The sequence below is a fragment of the Pelotomaculum schinkii genome (assembly GCF_004369205.1).
GTDB classification, from domain to species: domain Bacteria; phylum Bacillota; class Desulfotomaculia; order Desulfotomaculales; family Pelotomaculaceae; genus Pelotomaculum_C; species Pelotomaculum_C schinkii.
The window spans coordinates 27,802-49,770 of sequence record NZ_QFGA01000003.1 but is presented as its reverse complement, the minus strand read 5'-3'; the positions used below and the strand labels follow the sequence as shown (position 1 = coordinate 49,770).

The following is a 21,969-nucleotide window of genomic DNA, read 5'->3' as shown; positions in this document are numbered from 1 at the left end:
TCAGTTGCTGTATGCCCTTTATTGAAACTTTCTGATTCCTAAAATTAGGACTGATTCCAGTAGATTATTATGTTAGATAAATCTTACCCAAAAGGAAATATTATAAAATAACTCTTATTTAATCAACTAACTTTCATATAAGAATAACCTGCCTTTTTAATATATTGATTACAATAACTACCTTTGGAGCCTGCATTCATCAATTCATTATAAACTTCTTCCGGTACACCAAAATACTGGTAAATACCACTCTTAATAAACTCGATTTCAAGAGTTAATGTTTCACTCTCATATCCTACTGATGCTAAATTACTTGATTCAACCGGAATTCTAATCATTTTTTCTCCTCCTAAGTTAAAAGTTTGTTTATCGACATATTATTACATTTAACCATTCTGAAAGAAAGAATATTTCCTTCAACAGTTACTATTAGCAGAACAATTGCTAACTTCAAACATTGTTTACCGCCAAACACACTATGAGATCTCTAAATCTAAAAAGAAACCGGCTCCCGTATTATATGGGAGCCGGTTTCTTCAAGTAATACTTAACTTGCCTTCTCTACCTTCACCGCGCAGACCTTGTATTCGGGAATCTTGGAGATCGGGTCGCGCGCCGCGTTAGTTAACTTGTTGATCGGCACATCCGGGTATTGGAACGAGGTAAACACCATACCCGGCATTACAATTTCAGTAATTTTGGCAGCCAGTTCCACTTCACCGCGGCGGGAGGTAACCTTGACCTTGTCGCCTTCCGCGATCCCCAGCTTGGCAGCGTCAATGCAGTTAATCTCAAGGTATTCCGTCGGGTAGAATACCTCCAGGGCGCCGGTCCGCTGGGTCATGGTACCGGTGTGGTAGTGGTATCTCCTGCGTCCGGTGCTGAGGATGAGCGGGTACTCCTCATCGGGCATTTCGTTGGGCGGAATATACTCCACCGGGTGGAACTTGCCCAGCCCGCGACCGAATTTGCCGGCGTGGAGGAACTTGGTGCCGGGGTGCTCGGGTGTCGGGCAGGGCCACTGCAGGCTGCCCTGTTCCAGCCTGGCGTAGTTGATGCCGCCGTAGGACGGGGTGACTTTGGCTATCTCTTCCATAATCTCACTGGCTGAGCCGTAATTCATGGGATATCCAAGCGCATTAGAAACCATGCAGATAATTTCCCAGTCGGGCTTGGCCTCTCCCGGCGGCTCGACTGCCTTGCGTACGCGCTGGACACGCCGCTCGGTATTGCTGAAGGTGCCGTCCTTCTCGGCAAAGCTTGCCGCGGGCAGGACCACATCGGCCAGCTGCGCCGTCTCAGTCAGGAAGATGTCCTGCACTACCAGGAAATCAAGCGACTCCAGGTTGTGCGCGGCATGGTTGGCGTCAGGATCCGACAGGACCGGGTTCTCGCCCATGATGTAGATAGCTTTTACAGATTTACCTGCTTCGTCGATAATTTCACCGACAGTTAAGCCCGGCTTGGACGGGAGCTCGTCAACACCCCAGGCGGACGAGAACTTGGTCCGGTTCGCCTCAAGAGCCACCGGCTGGTAGGCGGGGAAGAAGGCCGGCAGCGCGCCCATGTCGCAGGCGCCCTGGACGTTGTTCTGGCCGCGCAGCGGGTTAACCCCGCTGGACTCCTTGCCGATCTGGCCGCAGAGCATGGTCAGGTTGGCCACGGCAAAGACGTTGTGCGTACCGCAGATATGCTGGGTCAGGCCCATGGTGTAGAGGATAGTGGCGTTTTTGGCCTTGGCGTAGCCCCTGGCCACTTCCTTGATGGTTTCCGCCGGCACGCCGGTTATTTCCGAAACATAATCAGGCGTATACTTGGCAACTGTTTCTCTTAACGCTTCAAAATCCTCGGTGCGCTCTGTTACAAATTCCTTGTTCCAGAGACCCTCGGCAATAATCACGTTGGCCAGGCCGTTTAACAGGGCAATATCAGATCCGGAATTAATCCGGAGGTGGTAATTGGCCAAGCCGGCTATTTCAGTCTTACGGGGGTCAACCACAGCCAGGGTGGCCCCTTTACGCAAGGCTTTTTTGACCTGTATGCCGATGACGGGGTGTCCTTCGGTGGTATTGGTCCCGGTGGTAAGGATAAAGTCAGCATCGGCAATTTCCTGGATGCTGTTGGTCATAGCGCCGCTTCCAAACGCTGCCGCCAGACCGGCGACAGTAGGAGCGTGTCAGAGACGGGCGCAGTGGTCGATACTGTTGGTACCGAGCGCTGCGCGTGCCAGTTTGTTCATTAAATAGTTTTCTTCGTTGGTGCAGCGGGCGGAGGAAAGGATGGCAATGGCTTCCGGACCGTAGCTGTCCTTAACCGCGCCAAACTTCTCCTTCACCAAAGCGATAGCTTCATCCCAGGTAGCTTCCTCAAACTTACCGTCCTTCTTAATCAGAGGCTTCTTCAGACGGTCCGGGTGGTTGATAAACCCGTAGCCAAAGCGGCCTTTGACGCACAGGGCGCGTCCATTGACATCGCCTTCGGTCGAGGTGACCCCGATGACTTTGCCGTCCTTGACATTAAGGTCGAAAGAGCAGCCTACACCGCAGTAAGGACAGGTAGTGGTTACTTTTTCTATTTCCCACTTGCGGGCTTTGCCGAGCATCCCTTTTTCGCTCAGGGCGCCGACCGGGCAAACTGATACGCAGTTGCCGCAAAAGACACAGTTGGATATATCCGTGTCGCTATAGGGCGAGCCCATGGCAGGGGTGACAATGGAGTTAAAACCGCGGAAAGCAAAATCGATTACGTTGTTGCCCTGGATTTCCTGGCACATCCGGACGCACTTGCCGCACAGGATGCACTTGTTCATATCCCGTACGATAAACGGGTTGTCTTCTTCGATCGGGTAGCTGTGTTTTTCACCCGGAAAAGCGCCGGCCTTGACTCCGTAATAGTAGGCGTATTCCTGCAGTTTGCATTCGCCGTTCTTGTTACAGGTAAGGCAGTCCTCGGGGTGGTTGGCCAACAGGAGTTCCAGGTTGGTCTTGCGCGCTTCTAATACCGCCTCTGAGGCAGTGTATACAACCATGCCCTCGGTAGCCTCGGTCACACAGGAGGCCGGCAGGTTGCGGGCGCCCGGTATTTCCACCACACAAATGCGGCAGGCGCCAGGTTTGCTGAGTTCCGGGTCATGGCAGAAGGTGGGGATGAAGATACCCACACTCTCCGCTGCTTCCAGGACCGTGGAACCTTTCGGCGCCGTGACCTGGACACCGTCTATGGTAAGCGTAACGGTTGCCACCATTTAAAACCTCCCTTAAAAACTTCACTCCTTTCCAAATTGCGGGAGGCGCAGCAGTTTCCCACTGAACCCTATCGGCCAGCTATCATGCCCTGTGGTTTAGACAGTATGGCTCGGAGTTCATTTATATAGTTAAACAATAAGTGGTTTTATTTCTCCAGCTCTTTGAGCTTGGACAGCACATCTTCCAGCTCCAGCGCTTCCGGCCAGGATACTTCAACAAACTCTCCGTCTTTCTTGAGCATTGGGGTAAGAGGCTGGTCGCTGTAACGCAGCTCCATGCCGAGCCGTCCTTTCAGGCAGAGCGGGCGGCCCTGGCCCGGCGCCTTTGCTGACACGCCGACAACCTTGTCACCCTTGTAATTGAGGTCAAACTGGCAGCCGGCATCACAGAAGGAGCAGGTGACCTGTTTTTTCGCAATTTCATAGGTCCGGCCCTTACCGGCCAGGTTGGCGTAGTTCAGGGCGCCAACAGGGCACACAGCCACGCAGCGGGCGCAGGATACACAGTCAGATTCGGCCAGGTTGGTATCCATAGCCGGCGCCACCCTGGTCTGGAAGCCCCGGTAGGCAAAGTCAATGACCTGGCGTTCCTGAACTTGAGCACAGGTACGGACACACCTGCCGCACAGGATGCACTTGTTCAGGTCACGGGTGATATACGGGTTGGAATTATCAATGGGATAGCTATGCTTTTCACCTTTAAAGCCTGATTCCCGTATCCCATAGCGGTAAGCGTAGTCCTGCAGCCGGCAGTCCCCGTTCTTGTCACAGGTCAGGCAATCAGCCGGATGGTTGGCCAACAAGAGTTCGATAATGGTCTTGCGAGCTTCCACCACGTCGGGTGACTCCGTCTCAACCACCATGCCGTTGGTAGCTTCCGTAACACAGGAAGCCATCAACGTCCGCGCTCCTTTAATATTAACAACACATATGCGGCAGCCGCCATAACCGGGATTTTCCGGATCATGGCAGAAGGTGGGGATGAAGAAACCAGCTTCCCTGGCTGCGTCCAGTACCCTGGTCCCAGCCGGGACAGTCACTTCTTTGCCGTTGATGGTAAGGGTTACATTAGCCAATTTTCACCCTCCCCCTACGCTTTGTATATGGCGTTAAATTTACACTTGCTAATGCAGGCGCCGCACTTGATACATACAGCCGGATCAATTGAGTGAGGCTGTTTCTTCTCGCCGGTTATGGCCCCGGCCGGGCAGGCTCTCAAGCATGCGCCGCAGCCTGTGCACTTCTCCGCATCGATCGTATAAACCAGAAGGGCTGCGCAGACTCCGGCCGGGCAACGTTTATCGACGATGTGCGCTACATATTCATCACGGAAGTATTCCAGGGTACTTATAATCGGGTTCGGACAGGTTTGTCCAAGACCGCATAATGCTGAATTTTTAATCACCCTTGACAGCCGATCCAGGGTGTCGAGGTCCTCCATTTCACCTTTACCGTCGCAGATTTTTTGCAAGATCTCGAGCATCCTTTTGGTCCCCTCGCGGCAGGGAGTACATTTGCCGCAGGACTCGTTCTGGGTAAAGTTCAAGAAGAACTTGGCCACGTCAACCATACAGGTGGTTTGGTCCATGACCACCAAGCCGCCGGAACCCATCATGGAACCTGCCTCAGTCAGCGATTCATAATCAATCTTAAGGTCCAGTTTTGATTCGGGGAGGCAGCCGCCTGAAGGCCCGCCGCTCTGCACGGCCTTGAACTTCCCGCCGCCCTGGATACCGCCGGCAACATTGAAGATAACTTCTCTCAAGGTAATGCCCATGGGGACTTCGCACAAACCAGTTTTATTTATTTTACCGGTCAGGCAAAAGACTTTACTGCCCTTGCTCTTCTCGGTACCCATAGCCGCATACCAGTCGGCGCCTTTCCTGAGGATGAAGGGTACGTTGGCGTAAGTTTCCACGTTGTTAAGACAGGTCGGCTTCTCCCACAAACCCGAATTGGCGGGGAAAGGCGGGCGGACACGCGGCATCCCGCGCTTGCCCTCGATGGAATTCAAAAGGGCGGTCTCTTCGCCGCAGACGAAGGCGCCGGCGCCGGCCTTGATTCTAATATGGAAGTTGAAGCCGGAATCCAGGATGTTTTCACCCAATATGCCGAGCTCTTCAGCCTGGGCGATGGCCAGGTTGAGCCGGCGGATGGCCAGCGGATATTCAGCCCGGCAGTAGATGCACCCCTCATCGGCGCCGATCGCGTAACCGGCGATCATCATTCCTTCCAGGATCGCGTGCGGATCACCCTCGAGCACGCTGCGGTCCATGAACGCGCCCGGGTCGCCCTCGTCAGCGTTACACACGGCATATTTCTTATCCCCCTGGGCATTATATACAAATTGCCACTTCATGCCGGTGGAGAACCCGCCGCCGCCACGGCCTCTTAAACCGGATTTCTTAACTTCATCAATAACCGCCTGGCGTTCCATGCCGAGAGCTTTTTCGAGGCCCTCGTAACCGCCGGTGGCAATGTATTCACCAATGTTTTCAGGGTTTGTCCGGCCAAGACGGGAGGTAACTGAACGGACCTGCTTCTCGTAATAAGGGGATTGTTCCATAATGTCAATGCCTTCGTAAGGGGTGGCCTCGCCGGGAATCTGGATGGCCGCCCACTCATACACCGGCGTCTTGTTTATGACGTGGCTATCAAGCAGCTGAGCAACTTTATCAGGGAAAATATCCCCGTACACAACACTGGCAGCGCCCGGCAGGGCTATTTCAACCATCGGTTCACGGTAACACATCCCAATGCAGCTGGTGAAGTCAATATCTATATCAAGGCCACGGGCTGCGACCTCTTCTTTAATGGCCTCCATAACCTTACCACCGCCGGAGGCGATGCCGCACGTCCCCAAACCCACAACAATACGGGGACGGGTGAGCTTCTGTTTGTACTCTTCTTGAAACTTCGCACGCAAATCGTTTAAATTATTCATACTCTTCCACCCCCTTATTCATAAGTATCCAGGATTGCCCCAACAGCCTTGGGATCCAGACGACCATGCGTATTGTCGTTAACCATCATACAAGGCGACAGGCCGCAGGCGCCGATACAGGCCACGGTCTCCAAGGTAAAACGAAGGTCTTCTGTTGTTTCCCCGTGTTTAATTCCCAGGTGCTCCTCTACGGCTTGAAGTATTTTAGCGCCGCCCCGTACGTGACAGGCCGTGCCGAGACAAATGCGGATTATGTTGCGGCCGCGCGGCTTGAGGTGGAACTGGGCATAAAAAGTAACCACCCCGTACACTTTACTGAACGGCATATTCAGTTCCTTGGCGATTGTCTGCAGCACGTCTTTCGGTAGATATCCATATATGTCTTGGGCCCCCTGCAGTACCGGAATGAGACCCCCTTTATAATCACGGTACTTGTCCAACAATTTCAGAAACGCTTCCTCGTGGCTTAATACCACTTTTTCACCACAGGCGCAGGCTGACAATAGCTGTTCCCCCTTTCGGTTCGCTTTTAACGGTTTAATTTCTGAATCTTGACACCCCAAACGATCTTTTCCTTTTTTCTTCCAAAGGAACGCAGGTTTCCTGCCGCTTCCACCCGGTCCCCTATCTTGATATTCTCACGCGGCGCCGCAAACATAAAGACCTTAATTTTACCACTTTTGTCGTTAAGCTGGAAATTTGGGCGGTTTAACCATTTTAGCGCAGTCGCCTCCACGGTGCCTTGCAGGCGAACCGGAGTTCCCGCGCCTAATTTTGTTAAGTCCCCGATCGGGTATAGTTTGAAATCCCGCATATCCACCCGGTCTGCCTGGCGCATGTTCATTTGATTCAGAATTAACGGAATAGCCGCCAACAAAACGAGCATCGGCAGCGCTGTGCGGAGGAGGGCCGGATCGGGATTAACCGCATACGAAAATAAAACCAGGACCGTAGCCAAACCCAAGCTGATCCAGGCAGGTACGGACATCCGCATTGAGAATACTCCTTTCCGAGTAAATAAAAGTTATTCAATTAATAAAAGCTGTTTAACCGGGAAAAGCTGTTTCAAAATGCAGGATATTGCCGCCATGCAGTTTAAAACCGCCCTTATGTCAAACATTTAAGCCTTCTAACTTCAGTTGCAGGCGCTGGATATAAGCGCCTGCAACCATAATACCTATTTCATAAGATCTTCCGGGAATTCGTTACGGAAGGCGAAATAATACACGAAACCGACGAAAATCATGCCGCCCACGATGTTTCCAAGGGTGGCGGGAATGATGTTCCAAAGCCACACATCACCCCAGGTCAGCCCACCAAATTTGTGCAGGAGGGGACTCCAGTAAGTAACCGTTCCGTCAGCCGCTTTCGTTGATTTGTCAACGAGGCTGGGGAACAACTGCGTGATCCAGAGACCGGTGGGCAGGAAATACATGTTGGCCACACAGTGCTCAAAGCCGGTGGCAACGAAGGCCATGATCGGGAACCAGATGCCGAAGAATTTGCCGATGAACTCCTTGGCGGTAATACCCAGCATGATGGCTACGTTAACCAGGAAGTTACAACCAATAGCCGCCAGGAAACATGACCACAGGCCGATACTGCCGACCGACTTGTAGGCCAGAGTTTTACCCACTGCGATTGCTACCGCGTTGAGCCCGAAAGCATTGGGCTCGGCGGCGCCCAATGCGCCCTGGGTAAAGGGACCCCAAACCATGATATAAGCGTAAGCCAGTGAGCCGATTAAGTTGCCGATATAAACCCAGAGCCAGTTATTTAAAACCTTGCCCCAGCCGATCTTGCCCTGCAATACAGACAAAGGCCCTAACATCGCGTCGCCGGTAAAGAGCTCCATACCGGTGAGCACGATGGCAATCAGGCCTACCGGGAAGACTGCGCCCCCGATGAATTTTGCGAATCCTGCGCCCAGTAAAGGAGCGACTCCGGTTCCGGCAACCGTACACAACGCGGCCCCGACCGCGATATAAGCGCCGGCCATGATGCCGCGCAACAAGAGCTGTCCAACCGGTAAAGATGATTTGTATCTGCCGACGTTACCCGCCAGGCAGACTGTAACTGCTGGAGGATTAGCCATAGATGAACCCCCTTATAATAATATTAGGTTAAAAAAACGAGCTACTCTCCACCATTGACAAGATCGACATAGACTTGCGCCGGTGTACTCTACCAACTCCCCTTGAAACAACATTAAACTTGTAGAGATAAGGACACTCAAACATACTGGAAAGAAACCCTTAAACTTTCCCTGCGCGCTTCACCTCCTCCCGGTAATCCATATGAAAACCTTAACCACCACCTTTCTTAGCCATCAACTAAAAACAAGCTCCTTTAGCTGAAAGACCCATGGTTGGATTTATACCCCATGAATGCCTTGAATTGTAAGCGGAAAAACACAAAAACACTTCCATCACGATTCCTTAACAAGGGGGTGAACCTATATTAAACTATTTAAAGTTAAAGGGTATAAATAGAAAAGCCGGCAATTAATTGCACACGCAAAAAATTGCCAGCCTATCGTTGTTCGATTCAGCTGCTTCTTTTTTAAAATATTTAAATAATTTTAAACTATGGTAGCATATTAATGTATAAATGTCAAATCCACAGTCTTGGTGTTATGTCAACAATACAACTCTACAGCATTGACGATGAACCTTCATCCCCAATATTGTTTTTTGTTCATTATGGTTTAGATTATTCATTAATTAAGACAATATTATTCTAGTTAGTTCAACCTTAAGAGCGCCTGATTTCAATCACCCGGTCTTCTGTCAGCAAATAGTTCACGGGTACATCATGAGGACTGCGTTCCAGCCGGGTTAGCACCTGAAGCTCAAATGAAAGGCCAACGGATACGGCTTCAGGTTTGATCAAAAGCAAAAAACGGTCATAAAATCCGCCGCCATAACCCAACCGGTTTCCTTCCAGGTCGAACGCCACGCCGGGGACTATTACAAGATCGATTAATGCCGGGTTGCAAAGCCGCAGGGAGCTCGCCTTAGGTTCCATGATCTGCAACGGCCCGGGCGCAAGGTCTTCCGGATATTTCACCAAGAGTGACGGTATTATACGCCGGTGGGATGCGTCAGTTGCCGGGACAACGACTCTCTTGCCGTCCGCCATAGCCTGACGGATCAACCCGTCAGTTTCGACCTCGTTACGAAAATGCAGATAGGTCATTATAGTTGACGCTTTCCGGTACTCTTCCATCTCCAGCAGCCGCTCGATGACCATTTTGCTTCTTTTGGCAACCTCGCCGGGGGTCAAAGCACGCCTGCGTTTCAGCAAGTCTCCTCTAATTATGCTTTTTAACACCCGCACTGCTCCTCGACATTAATTATTCTATTTAACATAACCTCTTTTGGACCGGCGCCGATAATTGGGGAAACATTACAGTTGATAAACCTCGTCTTCGCTTAGGATACGGGTACCGCTTTGCTGGAGTACTTTAATGGCCTCGTCAACCTGTTCTACCCGGAAAACTACCAGGGCGGCGCTGGAGGCCTTTTGTACAAAGGCATACAGGTACTCGATATTTATTCCCGTCTTCTCCAGAGCCTCAAGCGCTACGGCCAAGCCGCCGGGCGTATCAGCTACTTCTACGGCGATCACATCGGTGGCGCTGACAGTGAACCCCGCGTCCTTAAGTACTCCGTATGCCTTTTCCGGTTCGTTCACGATTAACCTGAGGATGCCGAAATCGGTAGTATCAGCAATTGACAGAGCCCTAATATTAATGCCATTTTCCCCCAACACCCTGGTTACTTGGGCCAGGCGACCGAATTTATTTTCCAGAAAGATGGATATTTGCCTGACTTTCATACCCTCTACCCCCTTTTAATAGTATTTTAGTATTCAACAGAAGGGTTTCAGTTCCCTGCCGGGTAGTGTCACTGACACAAAAAAACACCTCATATTGCCTCCATTGGAATCCCGAACTCCTCTTCAAGCCTGGTGTAAGGCGTTGCGGTCAGGTCACTGCCGGTCCGGTCGAAGGCCAAACCGGGGAGCAGGACTAAATCAGGCTTGCCGGTGGTACTTGCGGCCAGGTATTTTCCTAAACAATCACCCATATCGCCAACCGTAAGCAACCCTGCCGCCCGGATCGAGCCTCCAAAGAAATGGTTTTCCACCTCGAGCGTTTCGACATCGGCCCCTTCTTCCCAGAATCGCTCCAGACCCTGCCGCAATACCGGAGCGGCCAGTGGTGAGGTTAGCAGCAGAACGGTCCGGGCCCTGCGCCGCCGGGCCACCCTGGCCATATCATCGATCAACCCCGGGTCGAGGTCATAGTGCATGACCAGCCCTGACCTTTCACCACGGCCTTTGCGGATGCAAAAAGCCATGGGCGGCTCACTTCCCCTCTTTACAGCCACTTCAGGGTTCGCAGCCTTGAGGATCCTCCCAAAGGCCTGGACCCTGGAGTTGACACCGGAACCGTTAACCTCCGTGATCACATCCCCCGGCTTTAAGCCGGCCCCGGCAGCAGGTGAACCGGCGATCACCCCCGCTACTTCCGCCTCCAGGCTGCCAATAAAAGGCGGCTCGGAGATAATGGGTATATTTATTATCCTACGCAGGCGGGAGATAAAACTTTCCAGTTCAGCCCTGAGCGTCCGGCTAAATTGCAGTTCCGGCGGCGCGAACCTGGAAAATCCGGGCTCGAAGACCCGCAGTGTCTCTGCTTCATGCCAGGAGAGATATCTGATGGTGTTCTCCAGATCATCCCAACCAGTCAAGTGAGGCATTGCAACAACACTGCCGTGAAATGGAATGCCGTATTTCTTAAGCAATTTCACGCTGTTGACCGCGGCTCCGGCCTGATTGTCCCCTAATAAGAAATTCCTGTTGCGCTCTCCCATACAATTCAGAGAAAGGTTGAGCGTAATATTCCCCAGGCGCCGCAATAGATGCGCCATGTCCTCATCGAGGAGAATGCCGTTGGTGGTAAGGCGGACGGGCGTGCGGGGGAAAGCCGAGCGAAGCAAACGAAGGATTCCGGCTATCTCCGGGTGTGTAAAAGGTTCACCTTCAATAATCCGGGTAACCGACTCCCCGATAACAATCGGCCGCGCCGGGTCAATAAAAGGCAGCGCATTTTTTATGGAGGCAAGGGTTCTGGGCGGAATACGGTACACCCTGACCTCAGGCGGATTAAAGCGGTGCGAGCAAAAAACACAGCGCGTGTTGCACGTTGAGGTAAGAGGTAAAATATTTCCATCAACAACGCAGTCCCTGATGGAGTTTTCTGCCGAATTTATTTCACCCACAAGAAGACCCCTTGTATTATAAGTTATTAACAGACTTATGCACATTATCCACAGAATAAGTCATCCACAGAACCCCTGTTTTTAGGACAAACGTCCCAAATTTTCTATGTTTTTCGATCTAACCATGAAGTATTTTCCCCTTAAAATTACCCTCGTACCTTTCCTCTCCGAGTTTCAAGTCGGGCACAGCGTTAAGGGTAAGAGGCGCTGTGGCGCCTCTCAGCAATTTATAATAACCGGCGCAGGCGACCATGGCGGCGTTGTCCGTACAGAGTACAGGAGGAGGTACCACCATGCGGTAATTACTGCCGGCGGCCCTTTCGGTGATGGCGAGCCGCAATCTGGAATTGGCGGACACCCCTCCGGCCAGGAGAATTGTAGAAACGCCTGTATCTTGCGCCGCAGTAAAGGTTTTGTCTACCAGCACGTCGATTAAGGCTTCCTGGAAAGACGCCGCCAGGTCAGCTTTGTTAATCTCTTCCCCCCTCTGCTCTGCACGCTGAAGAGTGTAAATAACAGCTGATTTGAGACCGCTAAAGCTGAAGTCCAAGCTGCCTTCCTCCAGATAAGCTCTGGGCAAGCTTATGGCTTTAGGGTTACCTTCCCGTGCCAGGCGGTCGATCAAAGGACCGCCCGGGTAACCAAGACCGATGACCCGGGCGACCTTGTCAAACGCTTCACCCGCGGCATCATCCCTGGTCCTGCCGATCACGCGGCAATCACCGTGTTTGGCCATGTAAACCAGGTCGGTATGGCCGCCCGAAACGATCAGGCACAGAAGAGGGAAGTCGAGCCCCGGCTCACACAGGAAATTGGCATAAATATGCCCTTCCAGGTGATTGACTCCCACTAGCGGTATATTCAGCCCGTAGGCTATGGCCTTGGCGGCAGAAACCCCGACCAGAAGAGCTCCGACCAGCCCGGGTCCATATGTCACGGCCACGGCTCCCAGAGCGTCAAGCGTGAGGCCGGCGGCGGTAAGCGCCTCCCCCACTACCTGGTTGAGCAGCTCCAGGTGCTTGCGTGAAGCCACTTCAGGAACAACCCCGCCAAATTTACGGTGCACATCTATCTGAGAGGAGATGATATTAGACAAGACCTCCGTACCATCTGCCACAACCGATGCCGATGTTTCATCACAGGATGTCTCCAAAGCCAGGATAAAAACACTCATATAAGTTACACGCTCCAAACAAGAAGTGTTTAGCTTCTCATATTTTCGCCTTTTATTTCCTGTATTATAACACAAGGATGGTCTTACAGCAGGCCGTCCTCCGGCATGACGCTAAATCTTTTAAGGAAATTACAGTATTGCGCCGCCTGTATTCCAGAAAATGAATAAAAAGGAGCCTGCGGTGAAAAATAACTTTTAAATAGAAAGTAAAGGAGTGTTGTTTATGTTGAACCCTGTAAACTTATCGAACACCGACTGGGATACCTGGAAAAAGACTTTGGGACAGGCTGTGGAATTTGCCGAAGGGCTCGGGATTTCCAAACAAAAAATAAGCTCCCTGGCCCAACAGGCGGGAGATTTGTTGGCCGAAAGTGTACCCCCCGCAAACCCGGAGCAGAAAGCGATAAAAGAATTGTGGGACGTGGCAGGACCTGAAGAAAGAAAGGTCCTGGCAACCCTTATGACCCGGCTTGTATCATAAGAAAACAGCTGAACCACCCATCTGTTGGGTGGTTCAGCTAATATCATAAAACAATTTATATTTTCAGCATAATAGAGTCCTTATTGCTGGCCACTAATTCTTCTCTGATATCACCACAGTATTTGCAGACAACCGTAAGGATATCACATAGTTCACTCTGTGATACATAAACATCAAAACCGCCCGGGTCCTCATTGCCGCAGTCGCACTGATATTTGATCATTATATCACCTCCGCCTCATGGTGAAGATTCGACAGCAGAGGAGGCAATCCTTCAGGTAAATGAAGCCTGCTCTGAGGCCTTGCGGATTTCCTGGAAGCCAGCGCTGATAAAGGATAGATTTACCTATTGCATTTAATATCTCACGCGCTCTCCCCCCGCAAAAAACTTAACCAGCGCCACTCCGGCGACAAAACCACCGATATGAGCCCAGAAAGCTACGCCCTGGACGGCCTGAGCAGACAAGCCGGCTGTTCCGCTCATAAGCTGCAGGAAAAACCAGAGCCCCAGGAAAATTACTGCCGGAATAGGTATAATCTGGATAAAGAAAACTATGAAAACCAGTGTCAGCACCCTGGCGCGCGGGTAAAGGAGCAAGTAAGCTCCCAATATTCCCGCAATAGCGCCGCTGGCGCCGATCAAAGGGGAATTGGAAACCGGGTCCACGAAAATATGAACAAGGGAAGCCAAGTAACCACTGATAAGATAGAACACCAGGTAATTAAAATGTCCCATGCGGTCCTCAACATTATCACCAAAAATCCACAGGTAGAGCATGTTGCTAAGGACATGAAGCCAACCCCCGTGCAGGAACATGGTGGTCGTCAGCCGCACCAGCTGCTCTAAGGTCAAACCCACTTCCACAAGCTGAGACGGGATTACAGCATGGGTTATGATGAAATAGTCCAGGTCTCGCCCAAGTGATAGTTCGAATCCAAACACAAGCAGGTTTATGATAATCAGAAGGACATTTACGATGGGAAAAGTGCTGGAAGGGATATTGTCTCTTAAGGGTATTATGGTAACCCCTCCTTATTCCATTCTTATTTCATACTATTCTGCTTTTTCCTTAGACTCCCCTAATCTGTTGCACGTTTTTTAACATTCCCCCGTCAGGGACGCCACATACCAAAAGGTCCAAAAGGTCGTAGGGCGTAAGGCGTAAGGCGTAGGGCGTAACTTATCCTGCTTTCTTATCGGGTCATTTTTTAGACCTTAAGAATATCATGCATTCCCACGTCTCACGTCTCACGTCTCAATTCCAAGTTTTACGCCTTACGCCTTACGGCCTACGGCCGACCCCTAATCCAAACCCAATACGGCCATCAGGTCGGTGAAGACCTGGCCGGCCATTGTTTCATTAATAACAAGGCTGGCCCGTGAATCCCAGGGAGTCGGCTCCCGGTTGACGATAACCAGCCTTTTTGCCAATTCCGGCAGGGAGGCAGCCGGGTACACCTGCAGGCTGCTGCCTACTACTATAAGCAACTGACAGCCTGAGAGGGCATGGTAAGCCTTATAAAAGTCTTCTCCCATGGCGTCTTCAAACAGCACCACATCCGGCCGCAGCATACCGCCGCACTGGCTGCAGCGGGGAGGGTTGGTACCGGAGCGATACTGGTCGAGCAAAACGTTAAAGGGGTAGGGTTTGGAACAATCCAGGCAGCGGCAGGAGCGCATGTGGCCGTGTACCTCCCAAACTTTTTGCGAGCCCGCCGCCCGGTGCAGCCCGTCGATATTCTGCGTGATCACCCCTGCCAGCAGTTTTTCTTCCTCCAGGCGGGCCAGCGCATAATGGGCGGCATTTGGTTCGGCGCCGGCAAACGATTCCCGGACCCCCATGAAAAACTTGTAAAATTGAGCCGGCTCCCGCCGGAGCGCCGACAGTGACGCCGCTTTCATCGGGTCTACCCTTTCCCAGAGGCCGGAACCACGGCTGCGAAAATCGGGGATGCCGCTTTCAGTGCTGACGCCAGCTCCGGTAAAGGCAAAATTATGCCCGGGCTTTTTTAGATACTCGGCCAGGGATCTTATTTTTTCCTCGTAGGTCATTCTTTTTGCCTCGCTTTCTTCCCCCTAACGCTATAATGCCGGGAACGTGCTTTGCTCCCTCCTGCAGGATTCGGGCTACAGGTTGCTTGGCGTGCTGGGGTTAGTCCCATTAATTAGTTGTAAATCTTATTTTTAGTAATATCATAAACACCTAACCGGACAAAAACAAGTCCCGGTAAATCACCGGGACTGATAATTAATAACTCAACTTTCTCAGAACAACTACTGCTGAAGCCGGCCTTTTAAAGACGAGGGAAGAGCGGCCATAACTTGTCAATAAACTTCAATATAATTTCAGGTATTGTAAGATTTTAAGAAAACTGTCCTTTAGGACCATCAACAGTGTTTGAAACGCCTCTTATAATTCTATGTTATGAAGTTCATCACTACAAGGGAAAACAGACTATCCAGTTTTTGGAGCCGTTGATTCACGGTTTTCAAGAGCAGCATGATATGTCATTGGGGCCGTTGAAAGCTCAGGGCACTGGAAAAACAAATTGACGCGCAGAGTAAAGAATTAGACCCGTCTGTAATTATGAGATTAAATGAAGTCGACCGGCTGTTAGCCCAGATACGGCCGATATATCTTGGATTGGCAACGAAACCTACGGTTATCTTTTCGACTTTAACAAGAAAGCATCTTCTTGTTATTTATAATTGGACTCAATAGCTCCTATTCATACTTAGAATCAATAACTCCTAGTAAAATCTCTATATTATTTGTATAATTAGTTTAACAATATCAGGAGGCTTAATTATATGAATAAAATGATGTCACACTGTGGATTGATGTGCAATGATTGCGACGCGTACACGGCCACGGTAAATAGTGACAACATGCTGAGAAAGCAAACCGCCGAAAACTGGAGCAAGATATATGGCACGCGTATTGAAGCTGATGAAATAAACTGTCTCGGGTGCAAGTCAGATGTTATTTTCTTTAATTGCGTAAAGTGCAAAGTTAGAGGCTGTAATATGGTAAAAAACCTGAACAATTGCTCTGAATGTGAAGAATTCCCGTGTAATATATTGGAGGAAATGTTAGATGAGGCTTTTGCCATAAAGCAAATGCAGGACCTATTGAAGGAATGATCCGGAGACGTGTCCCAAGCGTTGTTTACATGAGCCGTCAGTTTTTATACAACGCTAGCTAATACTCTAAACTATTAGTTATAAATGTAGAGAGGAGACTGGAACGGATGGAAGAGTTGTGTCGATTAGAGAGTGAACCTTTTGAAGTTATTCTAACACCTTTTCGCGAATACTTGAAAAAAGCTTGGAAAACGGGATATTATTGTCCAATGGCGGATTTGGGTGACTTCAAAACTTCCGCCCAGTTAATTTTTGGGGAATTGGTCATAACACCTAAAGATTTACATTACGATAAAAGCCTTAAAGTTTTACAAGCAAAGATTTATGTATATGATGAACAAGTCTGGGAGGTCCGTATTACTGACGGCCAAGAAATGAAATATGAATTCACCAACGGCATGGAAGGCTACAAGCTATTAACCGAAGAAGATATAGATAATCTTTTAAAATTATAAAGCCAGGTATCAAAAAGTAGACCCTGTTTCTTCCTATGCCGCAATATGATGAAGAAGCCATCTCCTGAATTTTTTGCAAGAGATGGCTTCCACTGTTACCGCCTTGTTTCCTTCTTTTAAAACAGACCTCGTTAAAAGCATTTTAATATATACACTCAAGAAGTTTAAACAAATTATTTTACAGACTCCGGCTAAATTACTTCGATTAACTAAGGGTTGTAATTTATTATTCCTGTGAAGGGATCACAAGTTCCTACCCTTACTAAAAATAATCCCCAATTTTTAAGAACTTGTTTTACTTCTGCAACTGGATCATAGTTATTGTTATCCCTAGAGCAAACAGGTGGAACAATGATATATGTTCCAGCCTTTTTATCAAAAGCCGTAAGTTTTTCCTTTGCATGCTCACTATTACAAGTTAAGCATGTTTCAATTTCAAATACTAGAGAACTATTGTTATCTATAGCAGTTACATCTGGTACATAGCCGTTAAGTTCAAGAAAGGACCCTTTTGGCCAATTAATATGATCAGCATGCACGCTATATCCCCTTGAAACTAAATCATTAGCAATATATCTAACCATGTTGTCATGGCTTATTTGTGAATTAGCTGAGCGTTTTGTGTTATTTCCTTTCTCCAATAATTCTCCTACTTTCCGGGTAAAGTTATCTACAATGACAGACTTCTAAAAATGGGAGTTTCCCTTTATCTAACAATATTAAAAAATTTTTTAGTAACTATCTCCATGTTCATACCTTTCAATGGTTTGGCGAAGGACGTCAGGAATAGGCTTTATTGCTCATATCTTTGGGTTATAGCTTACGTAAAGAATTCCTGCTGTGAGTAATACACCCTCTTCTTCGTCCCTAGTAATAATAAGCTCCATAACCAAGCTTGTATTCCCTATTTTCACTGTTCTGCTCCAGATATTTAGCCAATCATACAATGATGCAGGTTTATTGTACTCCAGGGTTGCCTTTTTGATAACACACGATCAATTATTTCACTCTGCTCAAGCTCAAATAGATCAATTTGAAGCACTTCACAAAAATACTCGCTTGCAGCAATATTAATACACTTGAGGTAGTTTGAGTTAAATACAATCTGTTGGGTATCAACTTCGGAATAACGAACTCTTAATCTATGTTTAAAACGATAGCCTTTCACCTTAATCCACCTTGCTTAAACTCAGCTGGAGTATTGAAGCACATAGGAACTAATACGTTAAATTTTTAGTTAACTTTGACGTGGTTCTCTATTATCTAAGATCACGGAAGCGTTTTGCTTTCAAATTAAATACAGGAAGTGTCCCCGGGGGTAATACTTCCACATCCATGTTAATCATAAAAGCAATATACAGGGACTCTGCCACTTTTTGACGGACATCATTCCATAGACTTGAATCTATACTCTTTTGTGGTTCTATCCGCACCTTTATTTTATCCATCCCATTTTTATCTTTTAAGGCGTGATACTCATAATTGTTAGAACATTCCTCAATTCCCCGTATCACATTCTCAATTCCCGTTACAGATACGCATACTCCCCTGATTTTTATAATATCTCCTACCCGTCCTTTGAAGCCTTTAAATTTGCGTAGTGTCCTTCCACAACTGCATCCAGTATCTGTTTCTATGCCATTAACAATATCGCCAGTTTCAAACCTGATACAGGGATGTGTTTTTTGTACTAAATCGGTAACCACTAATTTTCCGGGTTGGCCTGGTTTAACAGGCTCGTTAGTCTCTGGATCTAATACTTCATAATATAATAAATCTTCGTTTAAATGTGCTGCTCCTTCTTCGCACGTCCACGCTATACAATTTGTTTCTTGAGTTCCGCAATAATCATAAACTTTACTTCCCCATGCTTTTTCCAACCGCAAACCGGTATTTGGAGCAGACATAGCACCGGGTTCACCAGCAGTACATATAACTCTTATTCCCAGTGACCTGGGATCAATGTCATGTTCTTGGGCAACACTGGCCAAATGTAAAATATAAGAAGGAGTTCCCATTAATACCGTTACTCCGAGTTTTTCAATCATTGAAAGACGCATCAAGCTGTTCCATGCTCCACCTGGCACTACCAAAGAGCCAATTAAATGCTCACAAGAGTCATAAGCTGCGGCAAGTCCTAAAAAGGGAGTAAAACCGAAAGCGACATGAACAATATCTCCCTTCCTTACCCCTGCCGCCCAGACAACTCGTACATGCCCTTCACAAAAAACACCGAAATAATCTTCCTCGGTAAGTGGAATAAGAACAGGTTTACCGGTAGTCCCTGATGTCATACCTACACGAATGAATGGCCCGCTGCCGGGAACCTGCATCATTCCGTAAGGAGGATTTTTTTCCTGGCTTACTCGTATTTCTTCTTTAACTAATAAGGGTATATATCTTATATCCTCAAGCGTCTTTAATTTACCAGGATAAAAACCACTATTTTCCCATTTCGAACGATAAAAAGGACTTTTCTTCCAAAGATAATTGATTTGTTCTAACAATCTCTCAAATTGAAGTTTTTTTAGTTCACTATGTGGCATAACTTCCGCTGGAGACCAATACTTATAATTAATATCAGTAGTTTGTCGAACCCCTGTCATTAACATTTATCAAATTCTCCTTTCCTCATAAGAGAATTATACGGCTATGTTTCGGATTCCTCTGCTTCTTAATGCAAAAGGTTTAAACTGCATAAATTGCCCCCCTATTAGTAGATAAGCAATTCGTTATTGTAAGTTTATCTTAGCACCTTTTAGTCAACAAAGTAAAATATATCTTTACGATTATACCGATAAGTTATAATAATGAATATATGATATGTAAGCTGCAATATACTATTGATTTATATAATACCTGAGGCATCTTACCTCTTGCTATCATAGCTTGGTGCCAGTTAATTTAAAAAAACATAATTATCTATTACAGCTGAAACTAATTATCAGATTCCTTATTTTATCAATGCCCTGATCAACAAAACGTTTTATTATCAGAAAACTTTTAAATTATTACACTCTTTCAAATATTGCCACCGGCACCCAACAATACACATAAGTAGTTTTCATTAATTGCTCAACATATACAACTTTGGCAACTTTCATCACAAATCATGTTCCTTTGTGAAATTCCAATGTGTTAACTCGTTACTGCTAAGATAATAATATACCGCTTCCAAAACCCCACCGCCAACAGCCAACGCTTTATCGGAGATGGTGTCATATTCAGCGTTTTTACGAGGGTCTATGTCACCGATCTTGGTCCCCTTGGGTACCCGGGTGCCTTCCTTGAGCATGCCCCTGAGCAATCCAGTCAATTTTGCATATACCGGAGTTATCTCCACCATAGCTACTACATCACCCTTTTCCACCTGCTCCCCAATATTCCGGCGCGGCGTCACAACCCCGTCCACCGGCGCCCGCAACAGCCTCTCCAGGGTATAGCCGTCAACAGCGCCCGGAGAGCCTGTATCTGGAATAGCGCTGCCGCTGTAGATAACCCGCCCCAGGCGGTGTCCCCTGCAGGTTTCAATAACCGCGTGAACATCAACGCCGGCTGTAAAGCCCGGCCCCAGGCCGATGACCAGTGGAGCATCCTCAATAGCGGTATTGAGATTACGCTTTGCCATTATCGCGTCCACTACCACTGCGGGACGAGCTAGCTTTACTACGACTGCTTCGGGGTCTACCAGCACCGGGATGATCCTTTTTTCCAACAAAGACAGGGCTTCTTCCACCGAACCGGCCAGGCAGGCGTCTATTCCTTCTATGGTAACCCTGCCCGCGTATACCGCCTCGGCAAACGACACTGTCCTTCTAACTACCAGCGGGCGTTCTATTTCGGTCATGATCACGTCCAGACCGCTGTTATATAGACGGTAAGCTACTCCTGAGGCGAGGTCGCCGGCTCCTCTTATTACTACCAGTGGTTTATTTTTAATCATTGCTTTCACCCCCATAGAAAACCTTTTTATATGCTTCTACCGGTTCAATATACACTTCCATCGCGCCGCCGCAGACCATACCTTCTACCGCTGCTGTGTCTGCGCTCAGGGACACTTGATAAATTCGCGGCAAATTTTCGTCAATAACACCCAGGGCGGCCAGCCGGACTTCCGATTCCCCGCAACCTCCGCCAATTGTTCCCAGTATCCGACCGTCAGCGTATACCAGCATTCTGGCGCCTGCCTTGCGTGGGGTAGAGCCCCGTGTTTTTACTATTGTGGCGACCGCAGCAGGTGTTTCATCTCCCGTAAGCGTTTTTTGTAATACTTCCCTGTCCACAGCAGAGAGCATTTCCACGTCGCCCACGACGGCGACCCTTTTGGGGCTGTGGTCTTTTAAGGAATGGGCGCTTCCTCCCCGGCACTCCCTGAGTAATTCCGCGGCAATACTTACGGCCACCTCTCCGGGTGTCTGCGCCCCTACGTCCAAACCTACCGGCATGTGCACCTGCTCCAGTTTTTCGGCGTCTATACCTTCTTCGAGCAACTGCTGCCTTACGATGTTAATCTTTCTTCTGCTGCCGATCATGCCCAGGTAAGCAAGAGGATATTTTATCAACCGGCGCAGGCACTCCTGGTCGTGCTGGTGGCCCCTGGTGATGATTACCACACTGCTTCCAGGTCCGAAGGCCAGGCGCTTTTCTATATCGCTAAAATCGCAGCAAATTACTCTGTCGGCTTCGGGAAAGCGCTCTTTGTGAGCAAAGTCATGCCGGTCATCAACTACTGTTACCTGGTAACCCAATATTTTTCCGATAGTTACCAAAGGGACGGCTATATGCCCGCCGCCTAAGATTATCAGTTCATGCGGCGGCAGGTAGGGGTCGATCATAACTGTTGCGCTTTGTTCCGGTTTGGCCGGATTGGACAGGGTGGCCAGCTTAAACATCCCGTTGGACTGGTTATTTTGAAGTATTTCCGCCACTTGTTCTTCCAGCCATGGTAACCCCAGGTCTCCTTTTGTTCCTTCACCTGTATATTTGAATATTCCCTTTCGCCCCAGGAGGCTGCCGGGAAGGTTTTCCTTGCCTATGACGGTTACAACGGCTATCCCCTGCTGCAGGTTTATTTCCATTATTAAATTACCCCCTCCCCAGGTTTATTTTTATTTTAGAAATGCATGCCGCTCTCACGACGCCAGAAGAAGATGAAAACTAAACGATGTGAGTGCGATTTTAATCGCACCCGGCGGTTAGCGCCGGACTTGTGTGGTTTAATGTAACATTTGTGCGAAT

23 protein-coding genes and 1 riboswitch are annotated in these 21,969 nt (G+C 48.6%); of the genes, 3 read left to right on the top strand and 20 right to left on the bottom strand.

The genetic code is table 11. From position 1 onward, the window contains the following. Positions 1 to 122: 122 nt before the first annotated feature. The 11 genes from Psch_RS16305 to tsaD form a co-directional block, all read right to left on the bottom strand. Positions 123 to 338 carry a KTSC domain-containing protein gene (locus Psch_RS16305; protein ID WP_134218813.1) on the bottom strand — a complete coding sequence of 72 codons (216 nt, stop codon included), beginning with the start codon at positions 336 to 338 and terminating at the stop codon, positions 123 to 125. A 209-nt stretch (positions 339 to 547) separates the two neighbouring features. After that, positions 548 to 3,241, bottom strand: a complete 2,694-nt coding sequence (gene fdhF / locus Psch_RS16300; RefSeq protein ID WP_190259332.1) for a formate dehydrogenase subunit alpha — start codon at positions 3,239 to 3,241, stop codon at positions 548 to 550. Positions 3,242 to 3,252: 11 nt separating this feature from the next. Further along, a riboswitch (molybdenum cofactor riboswitch) is annotated at positions 3,253 to 3,372 on the bottom strand. A gap of 18 nt (positions 3,373 to 3,390) precedes the next feature. Further along, positions 3,391 to 4,320: an NADH-quinone oxidoreductase subunit G gene (locus Psch_RS16295; protein WP_190258923.1), complete on the bottom strand. Its 930-nt coding sequence runs from the start codon at positions 4,318 to 4,320 to the stop codon at positions 3,391 to 3,393. Between the two features lie 14 nt (positions 4,321 to 4,334). Further along, the gene (gene nuoF, locus Psch_RS16290; protein ID WP_190258922.1) at positions 4,335 to 6,188 is read right to left on the bottom strand and encodes an NADH-quinone oxidoreductase subunit NuoF; all 1,854 of its coding nucleotides are present in this window, start codon (positions 6,186 to 6,188) and stop codon (positions 4,335 to 4,337) included. A 14-nt stretch (positions 6,189 to 6,202) separates the two neighbouring features. Beyond that, a complete protein-coding gene (nuoE, locus tag Psch_RS16285) occupies positions 6,203 to 6,691 on the bottom strand; it encodes an NADH-quinone oxidoreductase subunit NuoE (RefSeq protein ID WP_190258921.1) in 489 nt (162 codons plus the stop codon). A gap of 26 nt (positions 6,692 to 6,717) precedes the next feature. Beyond that, a complete protein-coding gene (locus Psch_RS16280) occupies positions 6,718 to 7,182 on the bottom strand; it encodes a hypothetical protein (protein WP_190258920.1) in 465 nt (154 codons plus the stop codon). 183 nt (positions 7,183 to 7,365) lie between these two features. Beyond that, complete coding sequence (locus tag Psch_RS16275; protein ID WP_190258919.1) at positions 7,366 to 8,283, bottom strand: formate/nitrite transporter family protein; 918 nt, start codon at positions 8,281 to 8,283, stop codon at positions 7,366 to 7,368. Positions 8,284 to 8,942: 659 nt separating this feature from the next. Then, positions 8,943 to 9,521 (bottom strand): 5-formyltetrahydrofolate cyclo-ligase, encoded by a 579-nt coding sequence (locus Psch_RS16270; RefSeq protein WP_190258918.1) that lies wholly within the window; start codon positions 9,519 to 9,521, stop codon positions 8,943 to 8,945. A gap of 75 nt (positions 9,522 to 9,596) precedes the next feature. Next, positions 9,597 to 10,028 carry an ACT domain-containing protein gene (locus tag Psch_RS16265; RefSeq protein WP_134218806.1) on the bottom strand — a complete coding sequence of 144 codons (432 nt, stop codon included), beginning with the start codon at positions 10,026 to 10,028 and terminating at the stop codon, positions 9,597 to 9,599. Positions 10,029 to 10,117: 89 nt separating this feature from the next. Continuing rightward, a complete protein-coding gene (locus tag Psch_RS16260; RefSeq protein WP_190258917.1) occupies positions 10,118 to 11,476 on the bottom strand; it encodes a DUF512 domain-containing protein in 1,359 nt (452 codons plus the stop codon). A 118-nt stretch (positions 11,477 to 11,594) separates the two neighbouring features. After that, entirely contained in the window at positions 11,595 to 12,650 is a 1,056-nt protein-coding gene (tsaD, locus tag Psch_RS16255; protein ID WP_190258916.1) for a tRNA (adenosine(37)-N6)-threonylcarbamoyltransferase complex transferase subunit TsaD, read from the bottom strand. A gap of 223 nt (positions 12,651 to 12,873) precedes the next feature. On the opposite strand from tsaD, the gene Psch_RS16250 reads away from it, so the two are divergent. Next, positions 12,874 to 13,131: a DUF3243 domain-containing protein gene (locus Psch_RS16250; protein WP_134218803.1), complete on the top strand. Its 258-nt coding sequence runs from the start codon at positions 12,874 to 12,876 to the stop codon at positions 13,129 to 13,131. A 55-nt stretch (positions 13,132 to 13,186) separates the two neighbouring features. On the opposite strand, the gene Psch_RS16245 is transcribed toward Psch_RS16250, so the two are convergent. The 3 genes from Psch_RS16245 to Psch_RS16235 all read right to left on the bottom strand — a co-directional run bounded on the left by Psch_RS16245 (position 13,187) and on the right by Psch_RS16235 (position 15,184). Next, positions 13,187 to 13,354, bottom strand: a complete 168-nt coding sequence (locus Psch_RS16245; RefSeq protein WP_190258915.1) for a hypothetical protein — start codon at positions 13,352 to 13,354, stop codon at positions 13,187 to 13,189. A gap of 132 nt (positions 13,355 to 13,486) precedes the next feature. Next, positions 13,487 to 13,984, bottom strand: coding sequence for a rhomboid family intramembrane serine protease (locus tag Psch_RS16240; protein WP_427910116.1), 498 nt, complete (start codon positions 13,982 to 13,984; stop codon positions 13,487 to 13,489). 450 nt (positions 13,985 to 14,434) lie between these two features. Then, a complete protein-coding gene (locus Psch_RS16235; protein ID WP_190258914.1) occupies positions 14,435 to 15,184 on the bottom strand; it encodes an SIR2 family NAD-dependent protein deacylase in 750 nt (249 codons plus the stop codon). A gap of 759 nt (positions 15,185 to 15,943) precedes the next feature. Between Psch_RS16235 and Psch_RS16230 the strand changes: the two genes are divergently transcribed. After that, the gene (locus tag Psch_RS16230) at positions 15,944 to 16,276 is read left to right on the top strand and encodes a DUF3795 domain-containing protein (RefSeq protein WP_190258913.1); all 333 of its coding nucleotides are present in this window, start codon (positions 15,944 to 15,946) and stop codon (positions 16,274 to 16,276) included. A 107-nt stretch (positions 16,277 to 16,383) separates the two neighbouring features. Continuing rightward, positions 16,384 to 16,731, top strand: a complete 348-nt coding sequence (locus Psch_RS16225; RefSeq protein WP_190258912.1) for a hypothetical protein — start codon at positions 16,384 to 16,386, stop codon at positions 16,729 to 16,731. 209 nt (positions 16,732 to 16,940) lie between these two features. Here Psch_RS16225 and Psch_RS16220 read toward each other — a convergent pair whose 3' ends face one another. The 6 genes from Psch_RS16220 to Psch_RS16195 all read right to left on the bottom strand — a co-directional run bounded on the left by Psch_RS16220 (position 16,941) and on the right by Psch_RS16195 (position 21,809). After that, positions 16,941 to 17,372 carry a hypothetical protein gene (locus Psch_RS16220; protein ID WP_190258911.1) on the bottom strand — a complete coding sequence of 144 codons (432 nt, stop codon included), beginning with the start codon at positions 17,370 to 17,372 and terminating at the stop codon, positions 16,941 to 16,943. 159 nt (positions 17,373 to 17,531) lie between these two features. Further along, a complete protein-coding gene (locus Psch_RS21740) occupies positions 17,532 to 17,678 on the bottom strand; it encodes a hypothetical protein (protein WP_427910115.1) in 147 nt (48 codons plus the stop codon). After that, positions 17,663 to 17,899: an acyl-CoA thioesterase gene (locus Psch_RS16210; protein ID WP_190258910.1), complete on the bottom strand. Its 237-nt coding sequence runs from the start codon at positions 17,897 to 17,899 to the stop codon at positions 17,663 to 17,665. Before Psch_RS16210 ends, Psch_RS21740 begins: the two co-directional genes overlap by 16 nt. A 91-nt stretch (positions 17,900 to 17,990) precedes the next feature. Further along, positions 17,991 to 19,343: a phenylacetate--CoA ligase family protein gene (locus Psch_RS16205; RefSeq protein ID WP_190258909.1), complete on the bottom strand. Its 1,353-nt coding sequence runs from the start codon at positions 19,341 to 19,343 to the stop codon at positions 17,991 to 17,993. Between the two features lie 491 nt (positions 19,344 to 19,834). Continuing rightward, complete coding sequence (yqeB, locus tag Psch_RS16200) at positions 19,835 to 20,674, bottom strand: selenium-dependent molybdenum cofactor biosynthesis protein YqeB (protein WP_190258908.1); 840 nt, start codon at positions 20,672 to 20,674, stop codon at positions 19,835 to 19,837. After that, positions 20,667 to 21,809 carry an XdhC family protein gene (locus Psch_RS16195; protein WP_190258907.1) on the bottom strand — a complete coding sequence of 381 codons (1,143 nt, stop codon included), beginning with the start codon at positions 21,807 to 21,809 and terminating at the stop codon, positions 20,667 to 20,669. The genes yqeB and Psch_RS16195 overlap by 8 nt, the downstream gene beginning before the upstream one ends. Positions 21,810 to 21,969: the final 160 nt, after the last annotated feature.